At 63.9% G+C, this 18,259-nt stretch carries 18 protein-coding genes; 11 read left to right on the top strand and 7 right to left on the bottom strand.

The annotated features are described in order from the left end of the window. The first annotated feature begins 2 nt into the window (after positions 1-2). The 3 genes from guaD to FJ978_RS04660 all read left to right on the top strand — a co-directional run bounded on the left by guaD (position 3) and on the right by FJ978_RS04660 (position 3,379). Positions 3-1,319, top strand: a complete 1,317-nt coding sequence (guaD, locus tag FJ978_RS04670; protein ID WP_140570607.1) for a guanine deaminase — start codon at positions 3-5, stop codon at positions 1,317-1,319. 294 nt (positions 1,320-1,613) lie between these two features. After that, positions 1,614-2,117 (top strand): heme-degrading domain-containing protein, encoded by a 504-nt coding sequence (locus FJ978_RS04665; RefSeq protein ID WP_023775919.1) that lies wholly within the window; start codon positions 1,614-1,616, stop codon positions 2,115-2,117. Continuing rightward, entirely contained in the window at positions 2,114-3,379 is a 1,266-nt protein-coding gene (locus FJ978_RS04660) for a glycerate kinase (RefSeq protein WP_140570606.1), read from the top strand. The genes FJ978_RS04665 and FJ978_RS04660 overlap by 4 nt, the downstream gene beginning before the upstream one ends. Before the next feature lie 367 nt (positions 3,380-3,746). Here FJ978_RS04660 and FJ978_RS04655 read toward each other — a convergent pair whose 3' ends face one another. The 3 genes from FJ978_RS04655 to FJ978_RS04645 form a co-directional block, all read right to left on the bottom strand. Continuing rightward, positions 3,747-4,394 carry a UdgX family uracil-DNA binding protein gene (locus FJ978_RS04655; RefSeq protein WP_246678046.1) on the bottom strand — a complete coding sequence of 216 codons (648 nt, stop codon included), beginning with the start codon at positions 4,392-4,394 and terminating at the stop codon, positions 3,747-3,749. Positions 4,395-4,484: 90 nt separating this feature from the next. Further along, positions 4,485-5,885, bottom strand: coding sequence for a glutamine synthetase family protein (locus FJ978_RS04650; RefSeq protein ID WP_140570604.1), 1,401 nt, complete (start codon positions 5,883-5,885; stop codon positions 4,485-4,487). Positions 5,886-5,896: 11 nt separating this feature from the next. Then, positions 5,897-7,276 (bottom strand): aspartate aminotransferase family protein, encoded by a 1,380-nt coding sequence (locus FJ978_RS04645; protein ID WP_140570602.1) that lies wholly within the window; start codon positions 7,274-7,276, stop codon positions 5,897-5,899. A gap of 160 nt (positions 7,277-7,436) precedes the next feature. On the opposite strand from FJ978_RS04645, the gene FJ978_RS04640 reads away from it, so the two are divergent. Beyond that, positions 7,437-7,889, top strand: a complete 453-nt coding sequence (locus FJ978_RS04640; protein ID WP_140570600.1) for a hypothetical protein — start codon at positions 7,437-7,439, stop codon at positions 7,887-7,889. 15 nt (positions 7,890-7,904) lie between these two features. On the opposite strand, the gene FJ978_RS04635 is transcribed toward FJ978_RS04640, so the two are convergent. Both FJ978_RS04635 and FJ978_RS04630 read right to left on the bottom strand, forming a co-directional pair. After that, on the bottom strand, positions 7,905-8,879 hold the full coding sequence (locus FJ978_RS04635) for a WD40 repeat domain-containing protein (protein ID WP_023775914.1): 975 nt from the start codon (positions 8,877-8,879) through the stop codon (positions 7,905-7,907). A gap of 234 nt (positions 8,880-9,113) precedes the next feature. Further along, a complete protein-coding gene (locus FJ978_RS04630) occupies positions 9,114-10,169 on the bottom strand; it encodes a GTP-binding protein (protein WP_023775913.1) in 1,056 nt (351 codons plus the stop codon). Positions 10,170-10,587: 418 nt separating this feature from the next. Between FJ978_RS04630 and FJ978_RS04625 the strand changes: the two genes are divergently transcribed. Then, positions 10,588-11,058 (top strand): MarR family winged helix-turn-helix transcriptional regulator, encoded by a 471-nt coding sequence (locus FJ978_RS04625; RefSeq protein ID WP_013891578.1) that lies wholly within the window; start codon positions 10,588-10,590, stop codon positions 11,056-11,058. Between the two features lie 16 nt (positions 11,059-11,074). Here FJ978_RS04625 and FJ978_RS04620 read toward each other — a convergent pair whose 3' ends face one another. After that, the gene (locus FJ978_RS04620; protein WP_013891577.1) at positions 11,075-11,950 is read right to left on the bottom strand and encodes an AraC family transcriptional regulator; all 876 of its coding nucleotides are present in this window, start codon (positions 11,948-11,950) and stop codon (positions 11,075-11,077) included. Between the two features lie 47 nt (positions 11,951-11,997). Between FJ978_RS04620 and FJ978_RS04615 the strand changes: the two genes are divergently transcribed. From FJ978_RS04615 to FJ978_RS04595, 5 genes are all read left to right on the top strand, one after another. Next, positions 11,998-12,405 (top strand): DUF2000 family protein, encoded by a 408-nt coding sequence (locus FJ978_RS04615; RefSeq protein ID WP_013891576.1) that lies wholly within the window; start codon positions 11,998-12,000, stop codon positions 12,403-12,405. A gap of 198 nt (positions 12,406-12,603) precedes the next feature. Further along, positions 12,604-13,488: a DMT family transporter gene (locus tag FJ978_RS04610; protein WP_041163965.1), complete on the top strand. Its 885-nt coding sequence runs from the start codon at positions 12,604-12,606 to the stop codon at positions 13,486-13,488. Between the two features lie 78 nt (positions 13,489-13,566). Further along, the gene (locus FJ978_RS04605) at positions 13,567-14,589 is read left to right on the top strand and encodes a LacI family DNA-binding transcriptional regulator (protein WP_083833194.1); all 1,023 of its coding nucleotides are present in this window, start codon (positions 13,567-13,569) and stop codon (positions 14,587-14,589) included. Continuing rightward, positions 14,586-15,569: a 2-hydroxyacid dehydrogenase gene (locus FJ978_RS04600; RefSeq protein ID WP_140570598.1), complete on the top strand. Its 984-nt coding sequence runs from the start codon at positions 14,586-14,588 to the stop codon at positions 15,567-15,569. Before FJ978_RS04605 ends, FJ978_RS04600 begins: the two co-directional genes overlap by 4 nt. A gap of 85 nt (positions 15,570-15,654) precedes the next feature. Then, a complete protein-coding gene (locus tag FJ978_RS04595; RefSeq protein ID WP_140570596.1) occupies positions 15,655-16,059 on the top strand; it encodes a hypothetical protein in 405 nt (134 codons plus the stop codon). Here the strand turns inward: FJ978_RS04595 and FJ978_RS04590 are convergent, their stop codons facing one another. Beyond that, positions 16,060-16,833, bottom strand: a complete 774-nt coding sequence (locus tag FJ978_RS04590; RefSeq protein ID WP_140570661.1) for a gamma-glutamyl-gamma-aminobutyrate hydrolase family protein — start codon at positions 16,831-16,833, stop codon at positions 16,060-16,062. It abuts the gene before it with no gap. 263 nt (positions 16,834-17,096) lie between these two features. On the opposite strand from FJ978_RS04590, the gene FJ978_RS04585 reads away from it, so the two are divergent. Further along, positions 17,097-18,206, top strand: coding sequence for a TRAP transporter substrate-binding protein (locus FJ978_RS04585; RefSeq protein ID WP_140570594.1), 1,110 nt, complete (start codon positions 17,097-17,099; stop codon positions 18,204-18,206). Positions 18,207-18,259 lie beyond the last annotated feature (53 nt).

The raw sequence follows: 18,259 nt of genomic DNA, 5'->3' as shown, positions 1-18,259 counted from the left end.
GCATGACCTCGATACTTCTGCGCGGCCGCACGCTGTCCTTCGAGCGCTGGCCGCAAACCATCGACGACCATTCGGCCTGGCGCTACGAGGAAGATGGCGGCGTGCTGATCAGCGATGGCAGGATCGTCGCCGCTGGCGCCTATGCCGATGTCGAAAAGCAGGCTGGCGAGGCGGTGAAAAAAATCGACCACCGGCCGCATCTGTTGCTGCCCGGCTTCATCGACGCGCATGCGCATTTTCCGCAGATGCAGGTCATTGCTTCCTATGGCGCCGAACTGCTCGACTGGCTGAATACCTACACCTTCCCGGAAGAGACGAAGTTCGCCAACGCGCAGCATGGACGCCGCATAGCGCGGCTGTTCCTCGACGAGATGGTGCGTCACGGCACCACGACGGTGGTCGCCTACTGCTCGGTGCACAAGGCCTCGGCGGAGGCCTTCTTCGCCGAATCGCACGATCGCAACATGCTCAACATCGCCGGCAAGGTGATGATGGACCGCAATGCGCCCGAAGGTGTGCTCGACACGCCGCAATCCGGCTATGACGACACCAAGGCGCTGATAAAGGAATGGCACGGCAAGGGGCGCCAGCTTTATGCCATCACCCCACGCTTCGCCATCACCTCCTCGCCGCAGCAGATGGAGATGGCCGGAGCGCTCTGTCGCGAGCATCCCGACCTGCACATGCAGACGCATCTGTCGGAAAACCACGCCGAGATCGCCTTCACACAGGAACTCTACCCGTGGTCACGCGACTACACCGACGTCTACGAGCATTACGGGCTGTTGGGCAAAAAGAGCCTGTTCGGCCACTGCGTCCATCTCTCCGAGCGCGAGGCGGACGCGCTGTCGGACAGCGGCTCGGTTGCGGTATTCTGTCCGACCTCCAACCTCTTCCTTGGCTCCGGCTTGTTCGACTATCAGCGCTACCGCAACCGTGACAAAGCGCTGCGCATCGCGGCCGCCACCGATGTCGGCGGCGGCACCAACTATTCGATGCTGCGCACCATGGACGAGGGCTACAAGGTGATCGCGCTGAATGGCGAGAAGCTGAACCCGTTCCAGTCTTTCTGGCAGATCACGCGCGGCAACGCCGAGGCGCTGTCGGCGGTGGAAAGGATCGGCACGCTGAACGAAGGCACCGATGCGGACATCGTCGTGCTGGATGCGAACGCCACGCCGGCGATGCGGCTCAGGATGGAAACAGTCGAGACCCTGGCGCAGGAATTGTTTCTCCTGCAGACCTTGGGCGACGACCGCACCGTGCGCGAGGTCTATGTGGCCGGGCGAGCAGCGAAGACAGACATGGTCGCGGGTTAAGACCGACCGCCGAGGGGAGAGGACCGCAACTCGATGGAGTGGGGGGTCGATCTTCGCGGGGGACAAGATGATGATTGCGCCTGATTGCTAAGTGGTTCCCCTGCTTCGCAAGACGGGTGCCGGTTCGGACAGCTTGGCGCGCTTCCTCTACCCCGTCGATCGGGAGAGAGGTGTCGAGCGAAGCTCGACGGAGTGGGGGTCGACGCTGGCGGGGCAAGACGACCGCTGCGACATGTGCTTGACCGGGCAGAGCTTGTCGTACAAACGACGTGTGACGATTTTCGGAGGAAGAAAATGGCCGCCGCGGACGACATCGCTCTGATCAAGAGACAGGAAGAGGTTCTTGTTTTTCCAGCCTTTGACGAGGCTGTCGCTTTCAAGATCGGTTCGGCCATCCGTGACCGGGCGCTTGCCGAGAACATGCCTGTTATCGTCGACATCAGGACCTTCGATCGGCCGCTCTTCTATGCGGCGATGCCGGGCTCGAACGCCTCCAACCCGGACTGGGCGCGGCGCAAGATCAACGTCGTCAGGCGGTATCTCAGGAGCACCTATCGGCTGGTGCTGGAGCAGCAACGCCCGGACCGCACCTTCAAGGTCGGCGAAGGCCTCGACATCTCGGACTATGTGTTGGCCGGCGGTGGTTTTCCGGTCACGGTCAAGGGCTCCGGCGTCATTGGCGTGATCGCTGTGTCCGGCCTGCCGGAGCGCGAGGATCACGGCGTGGTCGTCGATGCGCTGTGCGCCCACCTGGGCATCGACCGCCAAGAGCTTGCCTTGCCGCCGGAAGCCAAATGACAGAGCTCGACCCCAAGGCTTTCCTCATCTCGATCTTCGACGCCGCCGTCGCCGCTGCCGATCCGGAGCGCACCATCAGGGATCATCTGCCGGCCAGACCCAAGGGCCGCACCATCGTCATTGGCGCGGGCAAAGGCTCGGCGCAGATGGCGGCGGCGTTCGAGAAGGTATGGGACGGGCCGATCGAAGGGCTGGTCGTTACCCGCTACGGCTATGGTGCCAAATGCGAGCGGATCGAGATCATCGAGGCGGCGCATCCGGTGCCGGACGCCGCTGGCCTCGAAGCTTCGCGGCGATTGCTGGAAAAGGTCAGGGGGCTGACCGCGGACGACCTGGTCGTGGCGTTGATTTCCGGTGGCGGCTCGGCGCTGCTGCCATCGCCGGCCGCCGGCCTGACGCTCGCCGACGAGATCGCCGTCAACGAGGCGCTGCTTGCTTCCGGCGCGCCGATCGCTGCGATGAACACCATCCGCAAGCACCTTTCCACCATCAAGGGTGGCCGGCTGGCGGCCGCCGCTTGGCCGGCCAAGGTGGTGTCGCTGGTTGTCTCCGACATTCCCGGCGACAATCCGGCACTCGTCGCTTCCGGGCCGACCGTGCCGGACGTTGGCAGCCGTGAAGATGCGCTGGCATCGATATCGGCCTATGGCATGAAGCTGCCGGCTGCGGTGATGGCGCACATCAATTCGCCGGCTGCCGATGCGCCAGGTCCCGATGACCAGCGCTTTTCGCGCAACGAGGTGCATCTCATCGCCTCGGCCGGCGTCTCTCTGGAAGCGGCAGCCGCGGAAGCCAGTCGACAGGGCATCGAGGCGGTCATCCTGTCGGATGCCATCGAGGGCGAAGCGCGTGAGGTCGGTGGCGTCCATGCGGCCATCGCGCGTGAGGTCGCGACGCGCGACCGGCCATTCCAAAAGCCGGTGGTGATCCTGTCTGGTGGCGAGACAACCGTGACTTTGCGCGCCAAGGGCAAGGGTGGCCGCAACTCGGAATTCCTGCTCGCCTTCGCCATCGGCATCAACGGCGTTGAGGGTATGCACGCCTTGGCCGCCGACACGGACGGCATCGACGGGTCGGAAGACAATGCCGGCGCCTTCGCCGATGGTTCGACCGTTTCGCGCATGCGGGCGGCGGGTATGGATGCCAAGGCCATGCTGGCGGGCAACAACGCCTGGACGGCGTTCAATGCGGTCGGCGACCTGTTCGTGCCAGGGCCTACGGGCACGAACGTCAACGATCTCAGGGCCATTCTCGTCCGTTAAAGCGCGAGTTCGCCAACGTTGGCGCTCTTTCCTCTCCCTCCGGAGGGGGGAGAGGTGGCGCTGCGAAGCAGCGACGGAGTGGGGGAAGCCATTCGGCAAACGCGCCGCCGCAAGGCACAATTTGGCGGGCAGAAAGCTCAGGCAAGCGGCAATGAGACGGAATGGAGGTCGACCCCCACTCCGTCGAGCTTCGCTCGCCACCTCTCCCCCGATCGACGGGGGAGAGGAAATGTGCCTCGGGCTCTTCTTGCGTTGGCGATTGGCGAAAGCCGCGATGACAGCGCCTTTCTCCCCGTCCCTATACGGGGAGAAATGTCCGGCAGGACAATGAGGGGCGGCGCCGACCGACGATCCCTGATCAACCTGATCAAGCCGCCATCAACCGCTTTACCTCTCTCATATCCTTCAGGAAGCGCTTGCGCTCGGCTTCCTTGTCCGCAGGCTCGCGGATGCGCAGGATGAAGGAAGGGTGGATGGTGATGAACACACGCAGGCCGTCCTCGCGCTCGATCACCTGGCCGCGCATCTTCATCACCGGTGTCGCCTTGCCAAGCAGCGACAACGCCGCCGTTGCGCCGAGCGCGACGGCGAGGTGCGGCTTGATCAGTTCGAACTCCTGGTCGAGCCACCAGCGGCAGGCCTGAACCTCGCCGGCATTGGGTTTGGAGTGGATGCGACGCTTGCCGCGCGGCTCGAATTTGAAGTGCTTGACTGCGTTGGTGACATAGACTTTTTGACGGTCAACGTCCGCGTCATCGAGGATGGCATCGAACACCCTGCCCGCCGGGCCGACGAAGGGCTTGCCGGCGAGATCCTCCTGGTCACCCGGCTGTTCGCCGACGAAAATCACCTTGGCGTTGTCAGGACCCTCACCGAAGACGGTCTGTGTCGCATTGCGCCACAGCGGACAGCGACGGCAACCTTCCGCCGCCTCGCGCAGTTCCGGGATCGAGTTGGCATCAGTCTCGTCCGATATCAGTTCGGCGCGCGGAACGGAAACGCGTCGGGCTGGCATCTTCGCATCGCGCGGAAGACCTGTGGTCGCCATCATCCTGCCTCGTCCATTCCAATATTGAAATGGCCGAAGCGGGCGATAGTTCCCTGCTCAGACCTCGTGCAGGTAGAGATGATAATCCAGCTCGCTCACCGTGCGCGCGACACGCAAATATTCGGACTGCTTGATCGCCACGAAGGTGCGGTGCAAATCCTCGCCGAGCGCACCCTTCAGGAAGCTGGATGTCCTCGCCGCCTCGATGGCGGCGCGCCAATCGGCCGGCATCGTCGTGCGGGTGACGGCAGCCTCATAGCCATTGCCCGTCGTTTCGGGGCCGGGATCAAGCCCCTCGTCGAGGCCCTTGATGATACCGGCGAGCACTGTCGCGGCAATCAGGTAGGGGTTGGCGTCGACACCGGACGGCCGGTGCTCGATGCGCCGGTTCGTGGCGTCGCCCGCCGGCACGCGCAACGCCACGGAACGGTTGTTGACGCCCCAGGTCGGTGCCACCGGCGCATAGGATTGCGAGACGAAACGCCGCCAGGAATTGGCGTGCGGCGCAAACACCAGCATCGATTCCGCCATCGTCTGGATCAGGCCGCCGAGACCGCGCAGCAGCGGCAGCGACCAGCTTTCGCCGCCGGCTTCCGAAAATACGTTTCGGCCCGTCTTGTCCTGCAGCGACACGTGGAAATGCATGCCCGAGCCGGCATATTTCTCGATCGGCTTGGCCATGAAACAGGCGGTGACGCCGTGACGGCGCGCCTGTGCCCGCACCAGCCGCTTCAGCATGACAAGGTCGTCGGCCGCCCGCATCACGTCCTTGCGGTAATTCAGCGTCAATTCGTACTGGCCCGGCGCATATTCGGAAATCACCGTCTCGGCCGGAATTCCCTGCACCTTGGCCGCCGCATAGATGTCGGAGAACAAAGGCTCCATGCCGTGCAGATGGTCGACGGAATAGACTTCCGTCTTGCCCGAGACACGGCCGTCAAGCACCGCGCGCGCCGGCTGCACCTTGCCGTCGGCATCGCGTTCGTTGGCCAGCAGGAAAAATTCGAGTTCGAAGGCACCGGCCGGATAGAGCCCCTTGGCCGCCAGTATGTCGACTTGCCGGGCCAGTGCCAGCCGTGGGTCCGAAGACATTGCCTGGCCTTCGAGATGGTACATCGCCATCAGCACCTGGCCGCGCGGCGGGTTGGTGCCATGGAGCGGCACAAGGGTGCCGGGGATCGGCCATGCCCGGAGATCGCCGTCACCGGTCGTCCAGATCAGTCCGGTTTCATGCACATCCTCGCCGGTGATGTCGAGGCCGAGAATCGAGATCGGCATGTGGCGGCCGCCCTCGAAGATGCTTTTCAGCTCATGCCGGCGCACAATCTTGCCGCGGCCGACGCCATTGGCATCTGTCAGCACGATATCGAAGGCTTCGATCTCGGGATGGGCGTCGAGAAAGGCTTGCGCCTCGGTGGGCGAGGAGCCCGAAGGCGAGGTCACGATGGCATTGTCCATGGCCGCTTGTCTCATGCCGCAAGCTTTGCCGCAACCGCGCCGAAGGCGGCGATCAGCCGGTTGACCTGGGCGCCTGACGTCGCCGGCGAGATCAGCATCATGTTGTGGAACGGCGCGATCAACACGCCGCGATTGACCAGCGCGACATGGATGGCGGCTTCCAGCTCCGGCGCATGCGCACCCTCCGCCTCGGCGCCATTGCGCAGCGGGCCGGGCGCGCAGATGAACTCGACGCGGGCGCCGACGCGGGCGACATGCCAGGGCAGATTGTAGCGGTCGATCACGCCGGTCAGGCCGGCATCGAGCCGCCGCGCCAGATGGTCCATGCGGTCGTAATTGTCCTCGGTCATCACCTCTTCGAGCGTCGCGCGCATGGTGGCGAATTGCAGCGGATTGGCCGAGAGCGTCGTGCCCATGCCGGAATAGCCGGGCTCCTTGGTCCTGTTGTAGTCGGCATAGCGCGAGGCGACCTCGTCACTCATGCCCCACACGCTCGCCGGCACACCGCCGGCGATCGGCTTGCCCAGCACGAACAAGTCCGGATCGAGTCCATATTTCCTTGTGTAGCCGCCCGGACCGGTCGAGATCGTATGCGTCTCGTCGATCAGAAGCAGCGTGCCGGCCGCGCGGGTGAGACGCCGCAACGCATCGTGGAAGCCGGGATCGGCCAGAACCATGCAGGAATTGGTCAGCACCGGTTCCGCGATGACGCAGGCGACATCCTTGTCCTTGAGCGCTGCCTCAAGCGCTGGAATGTCGTTGAACTCGATGACCTTGGCCGTACGGGTCAGGTCGCGGAACTCGCCAGCCAGTCCCGGCCGGTTGACGGGCTTTCCGTCGATCAGCCGCACCATCGTCTCGTCCACCGAGCCGTGATAGCAGCCGTTGAAGACCAGGATCTTTTCCCGGCCGGTGACGGCGCGGGCGACGCGCAGCGCAAAGCGGTTGGCGTCGGTCGCCGTCGTCGCGATCTGCCAGAACGGCAGGCCGAAACGCTGCTGCAGCAGCGGCCCGATGGCGAGCGCGTCTTCCGAAGGCAGCATATAGGTCAGCCCGCGGCCGGCCTGGCGGCGGATGGCGCGCGCCACCGCTGGCGGCGAATGGCCGAACATCGAGCCGGTGTCGCCGAGGCAGAAATCGTCGAGCCTGTTGCCGTCTATGTCGGTGATCGTGGCGCCCCTGGCGCTGTCGACCAGGATCGGAAATGGCGTTGGCCAGTCATTCATCCAGTGCATCGGCACGCCGCCGAAGAAGCCGGGCAGGCCGTTGCCGACCTTTGCTTGCGATTTCGGCCGTGCCTTGCGGAACACTTCTCCTTCGGTCTCGCGCAGATTGGCGATGCGGTCGCGGCTGATGCCACCGATGGCCGTCTTTGACATGTCGCTGTGCATGGAAACCCCTTTGACAGGTTCCTCTCTTAGCCAATTCGGGTCGGCGACCGCAATTGGCCGCGCGTCTGTCCTGCATTGGCTCAGCCGTCAATGGCGGTGCTTGACCGTGCCCGAGAACTCAGCGTCAATGCTGCCGGCAATGGCAACACGGGGGGCAAAAATGCGGACGATCATCTGCGTGACGGCGCTGTTGCTGTCGGTCGGCACGGCGTTCGCCACCGGCGGCATCTGGTGCTCGGTCGATGACACGGCGGTGAAATTCCAGGTCGATGCCGGCGTCACCACCGGTATGGGCGGCCCGACCTTCAACTTTCGCGGTGATCTTGAAATCAAGGCAAGGCCTGTCGGCGACCAATTGCGAAAGACCACGTTCGAGGATTCCAACCTCACCCAGTACTGGCTCGACAACAAGGAACTGCGGCTCAACATCTACCACGAGCAGGAGATGGCCAAGACCTTCAGTTCCGTCGAGCTGACGATCCTGACCAGGGCCAGCGACGAAGGCGTCTATGATGGGGACTACAGGCTTGCCGTCTATGACAGCACGGCCGACAAGGACAGCGACGGCAAGCCAGTCGATCTGACAGGCAAGGTTTCCTGCAGCGCCGAATGATCCGCTATTTCGAAGCTACGCCGTGATGTCGATGACGCCGCAGTCGCCGGCGGCACTGCCGAAGGCGATGCGGCGTTCTTCCTTGTCCCACATCATAGAGGTGATCGCGCCCTTGCCGGGCCGCCGCAACAGCACTTCCTTGGCATCCGAGAAGCGCACCGCCATCACCATGCCGTCATCATAACCGACGGCGACGACATCCTGGCTGGGGTGGCAGGCAACAGCCGTCACCATGGCGTTGCCGCGCGTGCCGAGTTCCAGCGGCGCCTTGCCCATCGGGCCGTCCTTGCCTGAAAACGGCCAGACGATCGCCGCCGGCGCGCCGGAACTCGCCAGCCATTTGCCTTTGACGCTCCATGACAGGCTTTTGACCTTGCCGGGATAGCCGGTCATGCGCATGTGCTTGCCGTCCGCCAGCTTCCAGCCGTGCAAGGCGTTTTCCTGCATGGTGGTGACGAGGAAGGCGCCGTCCGGCGAAAAGGTGATGCCGGTGTGGGCGCCGGCCCATTCAAGTTCCACCGGCTTGCCCTCGGCGGCTGGGAAATGCAGCGTCGCGCCATTGTAGCGGGCAACACCGAAGCGCATGCCCTTGGGCGAAAACGCCAGTCCCTCGACCGAGCGCGGATGGACGAATTCCCGGGTCTTGCCGTCGGCGAAACGCACGAAGGCGGTTTTCCCCGTCGCATAGGCAATGGCGCCCTGCGGTCCGGCCGCGACGCTGGTGATCCACTTCTTGCCGGCTGTCGCCAATTCCTGTGCCTCGCCACCTGCCTTCACGGCAAACACCTTGCCGTCCTCACCGCCGGTGATCAGCCGGTCGTTGGCTGCGTCGTGGAAGGCCGCGAGCAGCCCGTCATTGGCCTGAACCGTCTTGTGGCCATTGTCGAGCCGGTGGACGGCGCCATCGGCCAGCACGAAATGCGGCACATCGCCGAGGAAGACGGCGGCAAGGCAGTGGCCTTCGAGATCAAGCGGGGCGACTGTGGGCATGTAAGAACATTCCATTCGATCGGAAGCCGCCAGCGCGGCTGGGTGCGCTCCGCCTTCTCCCCCTGTGGGAGAAGGTGGATCGGCGCGCAGCGCCGAGACGGATGAGGGGTGCGTGACGGAGTGCCGTCATTGCCAAGCTGGAACACCCCTCATCCGACCTCGCTTCGCGAGGCCACCTTCTCCCACAAGGGGAGAAGGAAGAACGGGCAGCGCTAGCGCTATAAACTTCGGAAATCAAGCAGCCTGGCAGGCGTCAAAGCTCTTCTTCAGCCGCTCGGCGTCGAGTTCGCGGCCGATGAACACCAGCCGGCTCTCGTGCTTCTCGCCGTCTTTCCAGGCGCGCTGGTGGTCGCCCTCGATGATCATGTGCACACCCTGGATGACGTAGCGCTCATCGTCGCCCTTGAGCGCGATGATGCCTTTCAACCGCAGGATGTTCGGGCCTTCCATCTGGGTGATCTTCTCGATCCACGGGAAGAATTTCTTCGGGTCCATTTCGCCGCCGCGCAGCGACACCGACTGCACCGTCACATCATGGATGTCGGAGGGATGCGCATGATGGTGGTGGTCATGCCCATGATGGTCATGGTGATCGTGACCATCGTGGGCATGATGATGGTGATCGTGGTCGTCATGCGCCTCGAGGAAATGCGGATCGTTTTCCAGCGCCTTGGAGAGGTCGAAGGCGCCACGGTCGAGCACCTCGGACAGGGCGACACCGGCGCGCGTCGTGCGATGGATCCTCGCCGCCGGATTGATGGCGCGGATCGTCGCCTCGACCTTGGCGAGTTCTTCCGGTGTGACCAGATCGGTCTTGTTGAGCACGACGACGTCGGCGAACGCGATCTGGTCCTCGGCTTCCCTGGAATCCTTGAGGCGCAACGGCAGATGCTTGGCGTCGACCAGCGCTACCACCGCGTCGAGCTTGGTCTTGGAGCGCACGTCGTCGTCCATGAAGAACGTCTGCGCCACCGGCACCGGATCGGCGAGACCGGTGGTCTCGACCACGATGGCGTCGAAGCGGCCGGGGCGGCGCATCAGGCCTTCGACGACGCGGATCAGGTCGCCGCGCACCGTGCAGCAGACGCAGCCATTGTTCATCTCGTAGATTTCCTCGTCGGATTCCACGATCAGGTCGTTGTCGATGCCGATTTCACCGAATTCATTGACGATGACGGCGTAACGCTTGCCGTGGCTCTCCGACAGGATGCGGTTGAGCAGCGTCGTCTTGCCGGCACCGAGATAGCCGGTGAGAACGGTTACGGGGATCTGCGTCTGTGCGTCGCTCATGGCTTGCCTCGAACTGACTGGGCCAAAATCTGGGGCCGCGAAAGGGATTGTCGGTTCCATATAGGATGTGTGCCGGGCTTTTGCACGGGGCAAACCAATGGGCCAAGGCGTCCGGCCGGGATTGTCCCATGATCCTGGCTGCGAAAAGCTTCGCTGCCTCCGCGACGTGACGACAAACAGGGCGTCCGGTCCAGGTCTGCCGACCGTCACATCGCCCGCGTCGCGGTGGCTGTGAATCCGCCGCTGCCGAAACTCGTTTGTCATCTAACTGAAATAAACATCTGGCATTAGCCACGGCGGACACCGCAATGCTTGCCGGCAAAGCTGTTTGGAGCGCCGGAATCTTTTCGATCGTCGATTGCCAACCGGCCGGCTGCGTCTATGCTGCACGCACCGGTACGGCCGAAGAGGGATGACCATGGCCAAGGCGGACAAGACTGCAACGATGAGCCGGCTGCATTCCGCGGCAAGGCTGGCAAGGACCGCACTGGCGGCTCGGCTTCTGGCGCACGGCTTCTATGCCGGCCAGGACCAGATCATGCTGGCGCTCGACCGCGAGGACGGCCAGACGCCGGGCAATCTTGCCGGTCGCCTCGGCGTGCGCCCGCCCACCATCACCAAGACCATCAACAGGCTGCAGGCGCAGGGTTTCCTGGAAAAGCGCGCCTCCGAGGCCGATGCCCGCCAGGCGCACATCTTCTTGACCGACACCGGCCGCGAAACCATCCGCGCCATCGAAAAGTCGGTGAAGAAGACCGAGAAGCAGGCGCTGAAAGGCCTCGACAAGAAGGACCAGAAGGCGCTGTTCAAGCTGCTTGCCCGCATCGAGGCCAACCTCTCCAACGAGGAGCTGGTGTTGATGGACGACGACGCCGAGTCGGACGACTGATAGTCCGGTAGGACGATCAGGCCGCCGCCATCGCGGCCGGTCCACGGATCAGCGAAGACCAGCGTCCAGGTGTCATGCCGAACGCCTTCTTGAATTGCCTGTTGAAATGGCTCTGGTCGCTGAAGCCGGCCTCGACGGCAATCTGCGCCAATGGTTCGCCGGCGATGATCATCCGCCGCGCGTGCTGAAGCCGGCGCATCACCAGGAAACGATGCGGGCTGGTTGAGAAGGCGGCGCGGAAATGCCGTGACAATGCATAGCGGTCGAGCCCGGTGATCGCCTCCAATTCGCCCGACCCCACCGGACGGTTCAGGTTTTCCGTGAGATAGTCACGCGCCGCCGCGGCCGCTTGCCACGCCGTCCTGGCTATCGGCTTGCCCGGCTGGCCGGCATGCCGCGAGAGCCTCTGCATCAGCTGCGCCAGGAAGTCGTCGACGAACAGCTCGTCGAGTTCCTGCTCCAGCGGCCCCAGTGCCGAAAGCAGCGTTGCGCAAAAGGCATCGTCAGTCACCACGGCGTCCCTGACGAAGGGCAACGATGCGCCGCCAAGGCAGTCGAGCATCAGCGACGGTTCGAGATAGAGCATCCTGTAGCGCAACCCGTCCTCGGTGCCGGCGCCGCCGTCATGCAACTCGTCGGGATGCAGCACGATGATCTGGCCGGGCAGGCTTACCCGGGTCTCGCCGCGATAGCGAAAGGTCTGCACGCCCTGCAGCGTCACCCCGATCGCATAGGTGTCATGGCGGTGCAGGTCGAAGGCGCTGCCATGGAATCGCGCCTCGATCCGCTCCATGCCCGCAGGGTCGGGAGCCGAGATGATGCAGTTCTCAGCCGCATCGGCGCACAAACGTCCAAGACCCTCGAAGGCCTGGCTGCCTAGATCGTGCGACATCGTCTCCTTCAGCCTCGAATGGGGACAGTTCGAATGGGTAATGTCTCATGTTCGATACGAAATTTGCAATCGTGCTCAGGGAGGACCTGCCGGTCTGGCAGAAACTCAACGTCACGGCCTTCCTGACCAGCGGCATCGTCGCCCAGTTTCCTGGCATCATCGGTGAACCCTACCGTGACCGGTCAGGCAATCTATACAATCCGCTGTCGATCCAGCCGGTCATCGTGCTGTCGGCCGATCAGGCGACGCTCGCCGCGATCCACCGGCGCACGCTCGAGCGTGGCGTGACGACCTCGCTCTATGTCGAGGAGATGTTTTCGACCGGCTTCGACGCCGCCAATCGCGCCGTCTTCGCCGAGTTTGCGCCCGAAGACGCCAAGGTGGTCGGCATCGCGCTGCGCGCCGACAAGAAGGTGGTCGACAAGATCACCAAGGGCGCCCGCATGCACGCCTAGCGACATAGGCATGGACTAAGCCTGGCGGCACCTGTTGTTAGGCCAGCACGCCCAGGCGCGGCAGCGGGCGACAATTGGCTTGCCGGCAAGCCACAATTCCCGCAAAGGAGGGCTTCAGCCCAGCTTTTCCCCGGCCTGCAAGTGAATGCTCCCCAAAGACACCCAGAAAGCGCGACGCCGCCGGTGGCGATCCTGTGCATGCTTTCCACCTATGTCTTCTTCACCTTCCTCGACACCTCAAGCAAATATCTCGTCCTGGCCGGGGTCTCGGTGCTGATCGTCGCCTGGGTGCGCTTTGCAGTGCATGTCGTGCTGGTCGGCGCTCTCCTGCGCGGCTGGCGCCAGCCGGTGCGGTTTCGCCCAGTCAACCTGCCGGCGCATGTGCTGCGCGGGCTGTTCCTGTTCGGCTCCACCATCTTCAACGTCCTGGCGCTGCGGTCCCTGCAATTGGCCGAGACGACATCGATCTATTTCTTTGGACCGATGGTGATCACCGCACTTGCCGGCCCGCTGCTCGGCGAATGGGCCGGCTGGCGGCGTTGGCTGGCTATCGTGGCTGCCTTCGCCGGGGTTCTGATCATCACCAGGCCGGGTGTCGGCGTTTTTGGCATCGGGCATCTCTTCGCGCTCGGCTCGATGCTGTCGAACTGCTTCTACGTCATCATGACCCGCCGCATGTCGGCGACCGAAACCTCGGAAAGCCTCATACTGTTTTCGGCGCTCGCGCCGGCGGTGCTGCTGTTGCCCCTGCTGCCGTTCTCGTTCTCGCTGCCGCATGATGGCTGGCACTGGTTCATCCTGCTCATGCTTGGCGTGTTCGGCGGCGTCGGGCACTGGCTGCTGGTCCAGGCCTACCGGCTGGCGACGACAACGGCGCTCGCTCCCTATCCCTATTCGCAGATGGTGTGGATGATCATTTCCGGCTGGATCGTCTTCAAGCAGTTCCCCGACCGCTGGACGCTGCTCGGCGCGGCCATCATCGTCGCCAGCGGCCTCTACATCGTCCACCGCGAGCATCGGCTTCGGCTGCAGAGCCGCGCGGCTTCCGATGTCGAGGCGGAAGCGCTGGCAAAAAAACTTTGATTTGCCCCCGATCGGTGGCATAACGCCGCCTTTAAACAGTTTAGGTCAGAATTCAGGTCGTTCGGGGAGCGCAAGGCGCTGGCACAAAAAATCAAGCTTTCGACGATCGCGGATGCGCTCGGCGTGTCCACGGCCACGGTTTCGCTGGCGCTGCGCGACAGTCCCCTGGTCGCCGGCTCGACACGCGACCGCATCAAGGAACATGCCCGCGCCATCGGCTATATCTACAACCGTCGCGCCGCCAGCCTGCGCACCTCGCGCTCGGGCATTGTCGGCGTCGTCGTGCACGACATCATGAACCCCTTCTTCGCCGAGATCCTGCGCTCGATCGAAAGCGAGCTCGACCGCAGCCGGCAAACCTTCATCCTGTCCAACCACTACGACCAGCTCGAGAAACAGCGCACCTTCATCGACACGCTGCTGCAGCTCGGCGCCGATGGCGTCATCATGTCGCCGGCAATCGGCACCCCGGCTTCCGACATCCTGATGGCCGAGGAGAACGGCCTGCCGGCGGTGCTGATCGCGCGCACTGTCGAGGGCGCCGACGTGCCGGTGTTTCGCGGCGACGATGCCTATGGAACGGGGCTCGCCACCAATCACCTGATCTCGCTCGGCCACAAGCGCATCGCCATGATCGGCGGCACCGACCAGACCTCGACCGGACGCGACCGCTATCAGGGCTATGTCAACGCCATGGAAGCGGCGGGACTGGAAGTCAGGCCGTCCTGGCGCATTGCCGGCCCGCGCACCAAGCAGGCCGGCTTCGAGGCCGCCGGGCAGTTCCTGGCACTGAAGGACAGGCCGACCGCGGCCTGCTGCTGGAACGACCTTGTCGCCATCGGATTGATGAATGGTATCGCGCGCGCCGGCCTGGTGCCCGGCGTCGACATCTCCGTCACCGGCTATGACGATCTCGAAGAGGCGGCGATCGCCACGCCGGCGCTGACCACCGTCTGGAACGGCCAGCGCGAGGTTGGCCGCCGCGCCGCCAGCGCGCTGCTCGACAAGCTCAACGGGCAGACGGTACGGCCCTCGCAGGAATTGATCAAGCCGGAACTGCATGTGCGCCAGTCGACCGGCAAACCGGTGGAGCGTGCATGACGAAGGCCGAAGAGTTGCAAGCCGTCGCCATTCTGGTGCCGGCGGGTTTCAGCGACCACGCGGTGGGGCGCATCGAGCGGACATTCAGGCGCATCGGCATCGAGCGCGCCGATGCGGCGCTGGTCACCGACGAGATGCGCAGCACGGTGCGGGGCATTGCTTCATTTGCCGGCATCAACGCGGCCATGATGGATGCGCTTCCCAATCTCGAACTGATCGCCTCCTTCGGCGTCGGCTATGATTCGGTCGATGTCGGCCATGCGGCGGCGAACAACATCATGGTCACCAACACGCCCGACGTCTTGACCGAGGAGGTCGCCGACACCGCGATCGGACTGCTCATCAACACCATCCGCGACCTGCCGCGCGCCGAAACCTGGCTGCGCGACGGTAGCTGGGCGAAGAAGGGCGACTATCCGCTGAGCCGGCTGACCTTGCGTGCACGCCGCGTCGGCATTTTCGGCATGGGCCGCATCGGACGAGCCATCGCCCGGCGGCTGGAAGCGTTCGGGCTGCCGGTCGCCTACCACAACCGGCGTCGCGTCGAAGGTCTTGCCTACCAGTATCACCCGACGCTGAAGGGTCTGGCCGAAGCGGTCGACACGCTGATTTCGGTGGCGCCCGGCGGCGCTTCGACACAGAAGGCGGTCAACGCCGAGATCCTGTCGGCGCTCGGCGTCAACGGCGTCTTCGTCAATATCGGCCGTGGCAGCACAGTTGATGAGGCCGCCCTTGCGGCAGCCCTGGCCAACGGCACCATCGCCGCCGCCGGGCTCGATGTCTTCGCCGCCGAGCCGAATGTGCCCAAGGCGTTGCTCGACGCACCCAACGCCTCCTTGTTGCCGCATGTCGGTTCGGCCTCGCAGCACACGCGCCGCGCCATGGCGGATTTGTGCGTCGACAATCTTGTGTCCTGGTTCGGCGAGCGCCGCCCGCTGACGCCGGTGCCGGAGACTGCGAATGTGAGGGCTCGCGGCTGAGTGGCAGTTCGCCACATTCATTAACGTCGGCTTAACCCTTGGAAATCATTGTTTATCCTGTCCGTGTACAGGGATGAAGACAAGGATGAAGACGCTCTCCGCATTGATCGCCGCCGCTGTGCTTCTTGGCGGTATCCAGCTGTTTCATGGCGGCACTGGGGACAGCGCGGCCAACGAGCCCGCCCCGTCCAACACCTACAGGCTTGTCGCCAATGGCGACGAGGCGGCTTGCGCGGTCAGCCGCGGCGCCGAAGTTTCCGATGGCTTGTCGCTGCTTTCTGTCGCGCCGGCCTGCCGCCGGCTCCTACCAGGTATCGAGCAAGCAAAATTCTGGCGTGAACAAACCGACGGCTCGGTCGCCTTCAGCGCCAACGGCATCGATCCGATCGTCACTTTCAGCATTGCCGACGGCAACGGTTACGAATCCTATGCCCCAGCCACGCCCTTGCTGTCGCTGGCGGCCACCGGTGGTTTGAAGTCGGAAGATTGATTATTCCGCAGCGGCCCGCGCACCGGCTTTCGCAGCCGCATGCAGGCGTACCGCGTCGCCGAAGGCGCGGAAAATCTTGACCGAGTTGCTGTCCGATTTGACCCAGTATTCCGGATGCCACTGGACCCCGACGGCAAAGGCGCGGGCCCCCCTGACCGAAACCGCTTCGACCGTGCCGTCGGTGGCGACAGCCTCGACCTCGAGCTTCGATCCCAGCCGGTCGATCGCCTGGCGGTGCAACGAATTGACCTTCATGTCGCCGGCACCGAACACGCCGGCTAGGCAGCTGCCTGGCTTGATCGAAATGGTCTGGTGGATGGCGAAGCGTTCGTCCTGCTTGTCGCTCACCGGCGCGCGGTGGTCGAGCGAACCCTCGCGTTCCTGGATCTCGGTGCCCAGCGTGCCGCCGAGCGCGACGTTCAGCTCCTGGATGCCGCGGCAGATGGCAAGCAGTGGCACGCCACGCTCGATCGCCTTGCGGATCAGCGGCAGCGTGGTGGCGTCACGCGCCGGATCATAAGGGCCGTTGGCCTCGCTGGCGTCGCCGCCGTAAAGCGAGGGATGCACGTTGGACTTCGAGCCGGTGACCATGACGCCGTCGACCGACGACAGGAGTTCGTCGAAGTCGAGCCTGTCGCCGAATGACGGCACCAGCAGCGGGAACACGCCGGCGCCGGTGATCGCGGCTTCCAGGTACTGCTGTGGGGCGGCATGCCAGGTGTAGTTGTCGAACTGACGGACGTCGGTCGATATGGCGACGAGCGGCTGCTGCATTTTGGCTCTGTTTTCCATCTGGGCAAGGAATGTCCTGCCTTCAAAATAGGCGATCTCCGGGCATTTTTCCATGCCAAGTTTCAGCGTGTCGCATGGGCCACGAAACCGCCTGTTAGACTATAGTTGCAGGGCTGCACGGCTTGGTCACCAAATCCGGCCGCCGTGCTGGACTAGGCTTCTCGCCTGTGTATTGTTTCGGCCAACCGATGCGGGAGCCGAGGATTCCCGAACGTCGGTCTGTTGATCCAATAGGGAGGAACTTCATGGATCGTCGTTCATTCATCCGCAAGGCCGGCGTGACCGGCGTCGGTGCCGCCGCCGCGGCCGCCACGCTTGCGGCACCCGCAATTGCCCAGTCAAATCCCAAGGTGACATGGCGGCTTGCGTCGTCCTTCCCGAAGTCGCTCGACACCATCTATGGCGGCGCCGAGGTGTTCTCCAAGATGCTGTCGGAAGCCACCGACGGCAATTTCCAGATCCAGGTCTTTGCCGCCGGTGAACTCGTGCCCGGCCTGCAGGCCGCTGACGCCACCACGGCCGGCACGGTCGAAGCCTGCCACACGGTGGCATATTATTACTGGGGCAAGGATCCGACATGGGCGCTGGGTGCGGCCGTTCCCTTCTCGCTCAACGCGCGCGGCATGAACGCCTGGCACTATCATGGCGGCGGCATCGACCTGTTCAACGAGTTTCTCGCCACGCAAGGGTTGTTCGGCCTGCCCGGCGGCAACACCGGCGTGCAGATGGGCGGCTGGTTCCGCAAGGAGATCAACACGGTCGCCGACCTCTCCGGCCTCAAGATGCGCATCGGCGGCTTCGCCGGCAAGGTGGTGCAGAAGCTCGGCGTCGTGCCGCAGCAGATCGCCGGCGGCGACATCTATCCGGCGCTGGAAAAAGGCACCATCGACGCCGCCGAATGGGTCGGCCCCTATGACGACGAGAAGCTCGGCTTCTACAAGGTCGCGCCCTACTACTACTATCCCGGCTGGTGGGAGGGCGGCCCGACGGTCCACCTGATGTTCAACAAGGCGAAATACGAAGAGCTTTCGCCGACCTACAAATCGCTGTTGCGCACATGCGCCCAGGCCGCCGATGCCAACATGCTGCAGAAATACGACTATTTGAACCCTCCGGCGGTGAAGCGGCTGGTGGCCGGGGGCGCCAAGCTGCGTCCGTTCAGCCAGGACATCATGGCCGCCTGCTTCGAGAAGGCCAACGAAGTCTATGCCGAAATGGAAGCCTCCAACGCGCAGTTCAAGAAGATCTGGGATTCGATCAAGGGCTTCCGCAAGGAGCACTATCTCTGGGCGCAGGTGGCCGAATACAATTACGACACCTTCATGATGGTCCAGCAGCGCAACGGCAAACTGTAGGACTGTCGAAGTCTGCGCCGCCCCTTATCCGCCCGGCAGGGCGATTAGGGGCG

The organism is Mesorhizobium sp. B1-1-7 (genome assembly GCF_006442705.1).
In the GTDB taxonomy this organism is placed as follows: domain Bacteria; phylum Pseudomonadota; class Alphaproteobacteria; order Rhizobiales; family Rhizobiaceae; genus Mesorhizobium; species Mesorhizobium opportunistum.
The sequence above is the reverse complement of the archived record's forward strand: the minus strand, read 5'-3'. Positions and strand labels throughout refer to the sequence as shown.

What these genes read in the sequence shown, in the direction of transcription:
- guaD (WP_140570607.1), top strand. Translation starts at nt 3, where the DNA reads ATGACCTCGATACTTCTGCGCGGCCGCACGCTGTCCTTCGAGCGCTGG.
- FJ978_RS04665 (WP_023775919.1), top strand. Translation starts at nt 1,614, where the DNA reads ATGGCCGCCGCGGACGACATCGCTCTGATCAAGAGACAGGAAGAGGTT.
- FJ978_RS04660 (WP_140570606.1), top strand. Translation starts at nt 2,114, where the DNA reads ATGACAGAGCTCGACCCCAAGGCTTTCCTCATCTCGATCTTCGACGCC.
- FJ978_RS04655 (WP_246678046.1), bottom strand. Translation starts at nt 4,394, where the DNA reads ATGCCAGCCCGACGCGTTTCCGTTCCGCGCGCCGAACTGATATCGGAC.
- FJ978_RS04650 (WP_140570604.1), bottom strand. Translation starts at nt 5,885, where the DNA reads ATGGACAATGCCATCGTGACCTCGCCTTCGGGCTCCTCGCCCACCGAG.
- FJ978_RS04645 (WP_140570602.1), bottom strand. Translation starts at nt 7,276, where the DNA reads ATGCACAGCGACATGTCAAAGACGGCCATCGGTGGCATCAGCCGCGAC.
- FJ978_RS04640 (WP_140570600.1), top strand. Translation starts at nt 7,437, where the DNA reads ATGCGGACGATCATCTGCGTGACGGCGCTGTTGCTGTCGGTCGGCACG.
- FJ978_RS04635 (WP_023775914.1), bottom strand. Translation starts at nt 8,879, where the DNA reads ATGCCCACAGTCGCCCCGCTTGATCTCGAAGGCCACTGCCTTGCCGCC.
- FJ978_RS04630 (WP_023775913.1), bottom strand. Translation starts at nt 10,169, where the DNA reads ATGAGCGACGCACAGACGCAGATCCCCGTAACCGTTCTCACCGGCTAT.
- FJ978_RS04625 (WP_013891578.1), top strand. Translation starts at nt 10,588, where the DNA reads ATGGCCAAGGCGGACAAGACTGCAACGATGAGCCGGCTGCATTCCGCG.
- FJ978_RS04620 (WP_013891577.1), bottom strand. Translation starts at nt 11,950, where the DNA reads ATGTCGCACGATCTAGGCAGCCAGGCCTTCGAGGGTCTTGGACGTTTG.
- FJ978_RS04615 (WP_013891576.1), top strand. Translation starts at nt 11,998, where the DNA reads ATGTTCGATACGAAATTTGCAATCGTGCTCAGGGAGGACCTGCCGGTC.
- FJ978_RS04610 (WP_041163965.1), top strand. Translation starts at nt 12,604, where the DNA reads ATGCTTTCCACCTATGTCTTCTTCACCTTCCTCGACACCTCAAGCAAA.
- FJ978_RS04600 (WP_140570598.1), top strand. Translation starts at nt 14,586, where the DNA reads ATGACGAAGGCCGAAGAGTTGCAAGCCGTCGCCATTCTGGTGCCGGCG.
- FJ978_RS04595 (WP_140570596.1), top strand. Translation starts at nt 15,655, where the DNA reads ATGAAGACGCTCTCCGCATTGATCGCCGCCGCTGTGCTTCTTGGCGGT.
- FJ978_RS04590 (WP_140570661.1), bottom strand. Translation starts at nt 16,833, where the DNA reads ATGCAGCAGCCGCTCGTCGCCATATCGACCGACGTCCGTCAGTTCGAC.
- FJ978_RS04585 (WP_140570594.1), top strand. Translation starts at nt 17,097, where the DNA reads ATGGATCGTCGTTCATTCATCCGCAAGGCCGGCGTGACCGGCGTCGGT.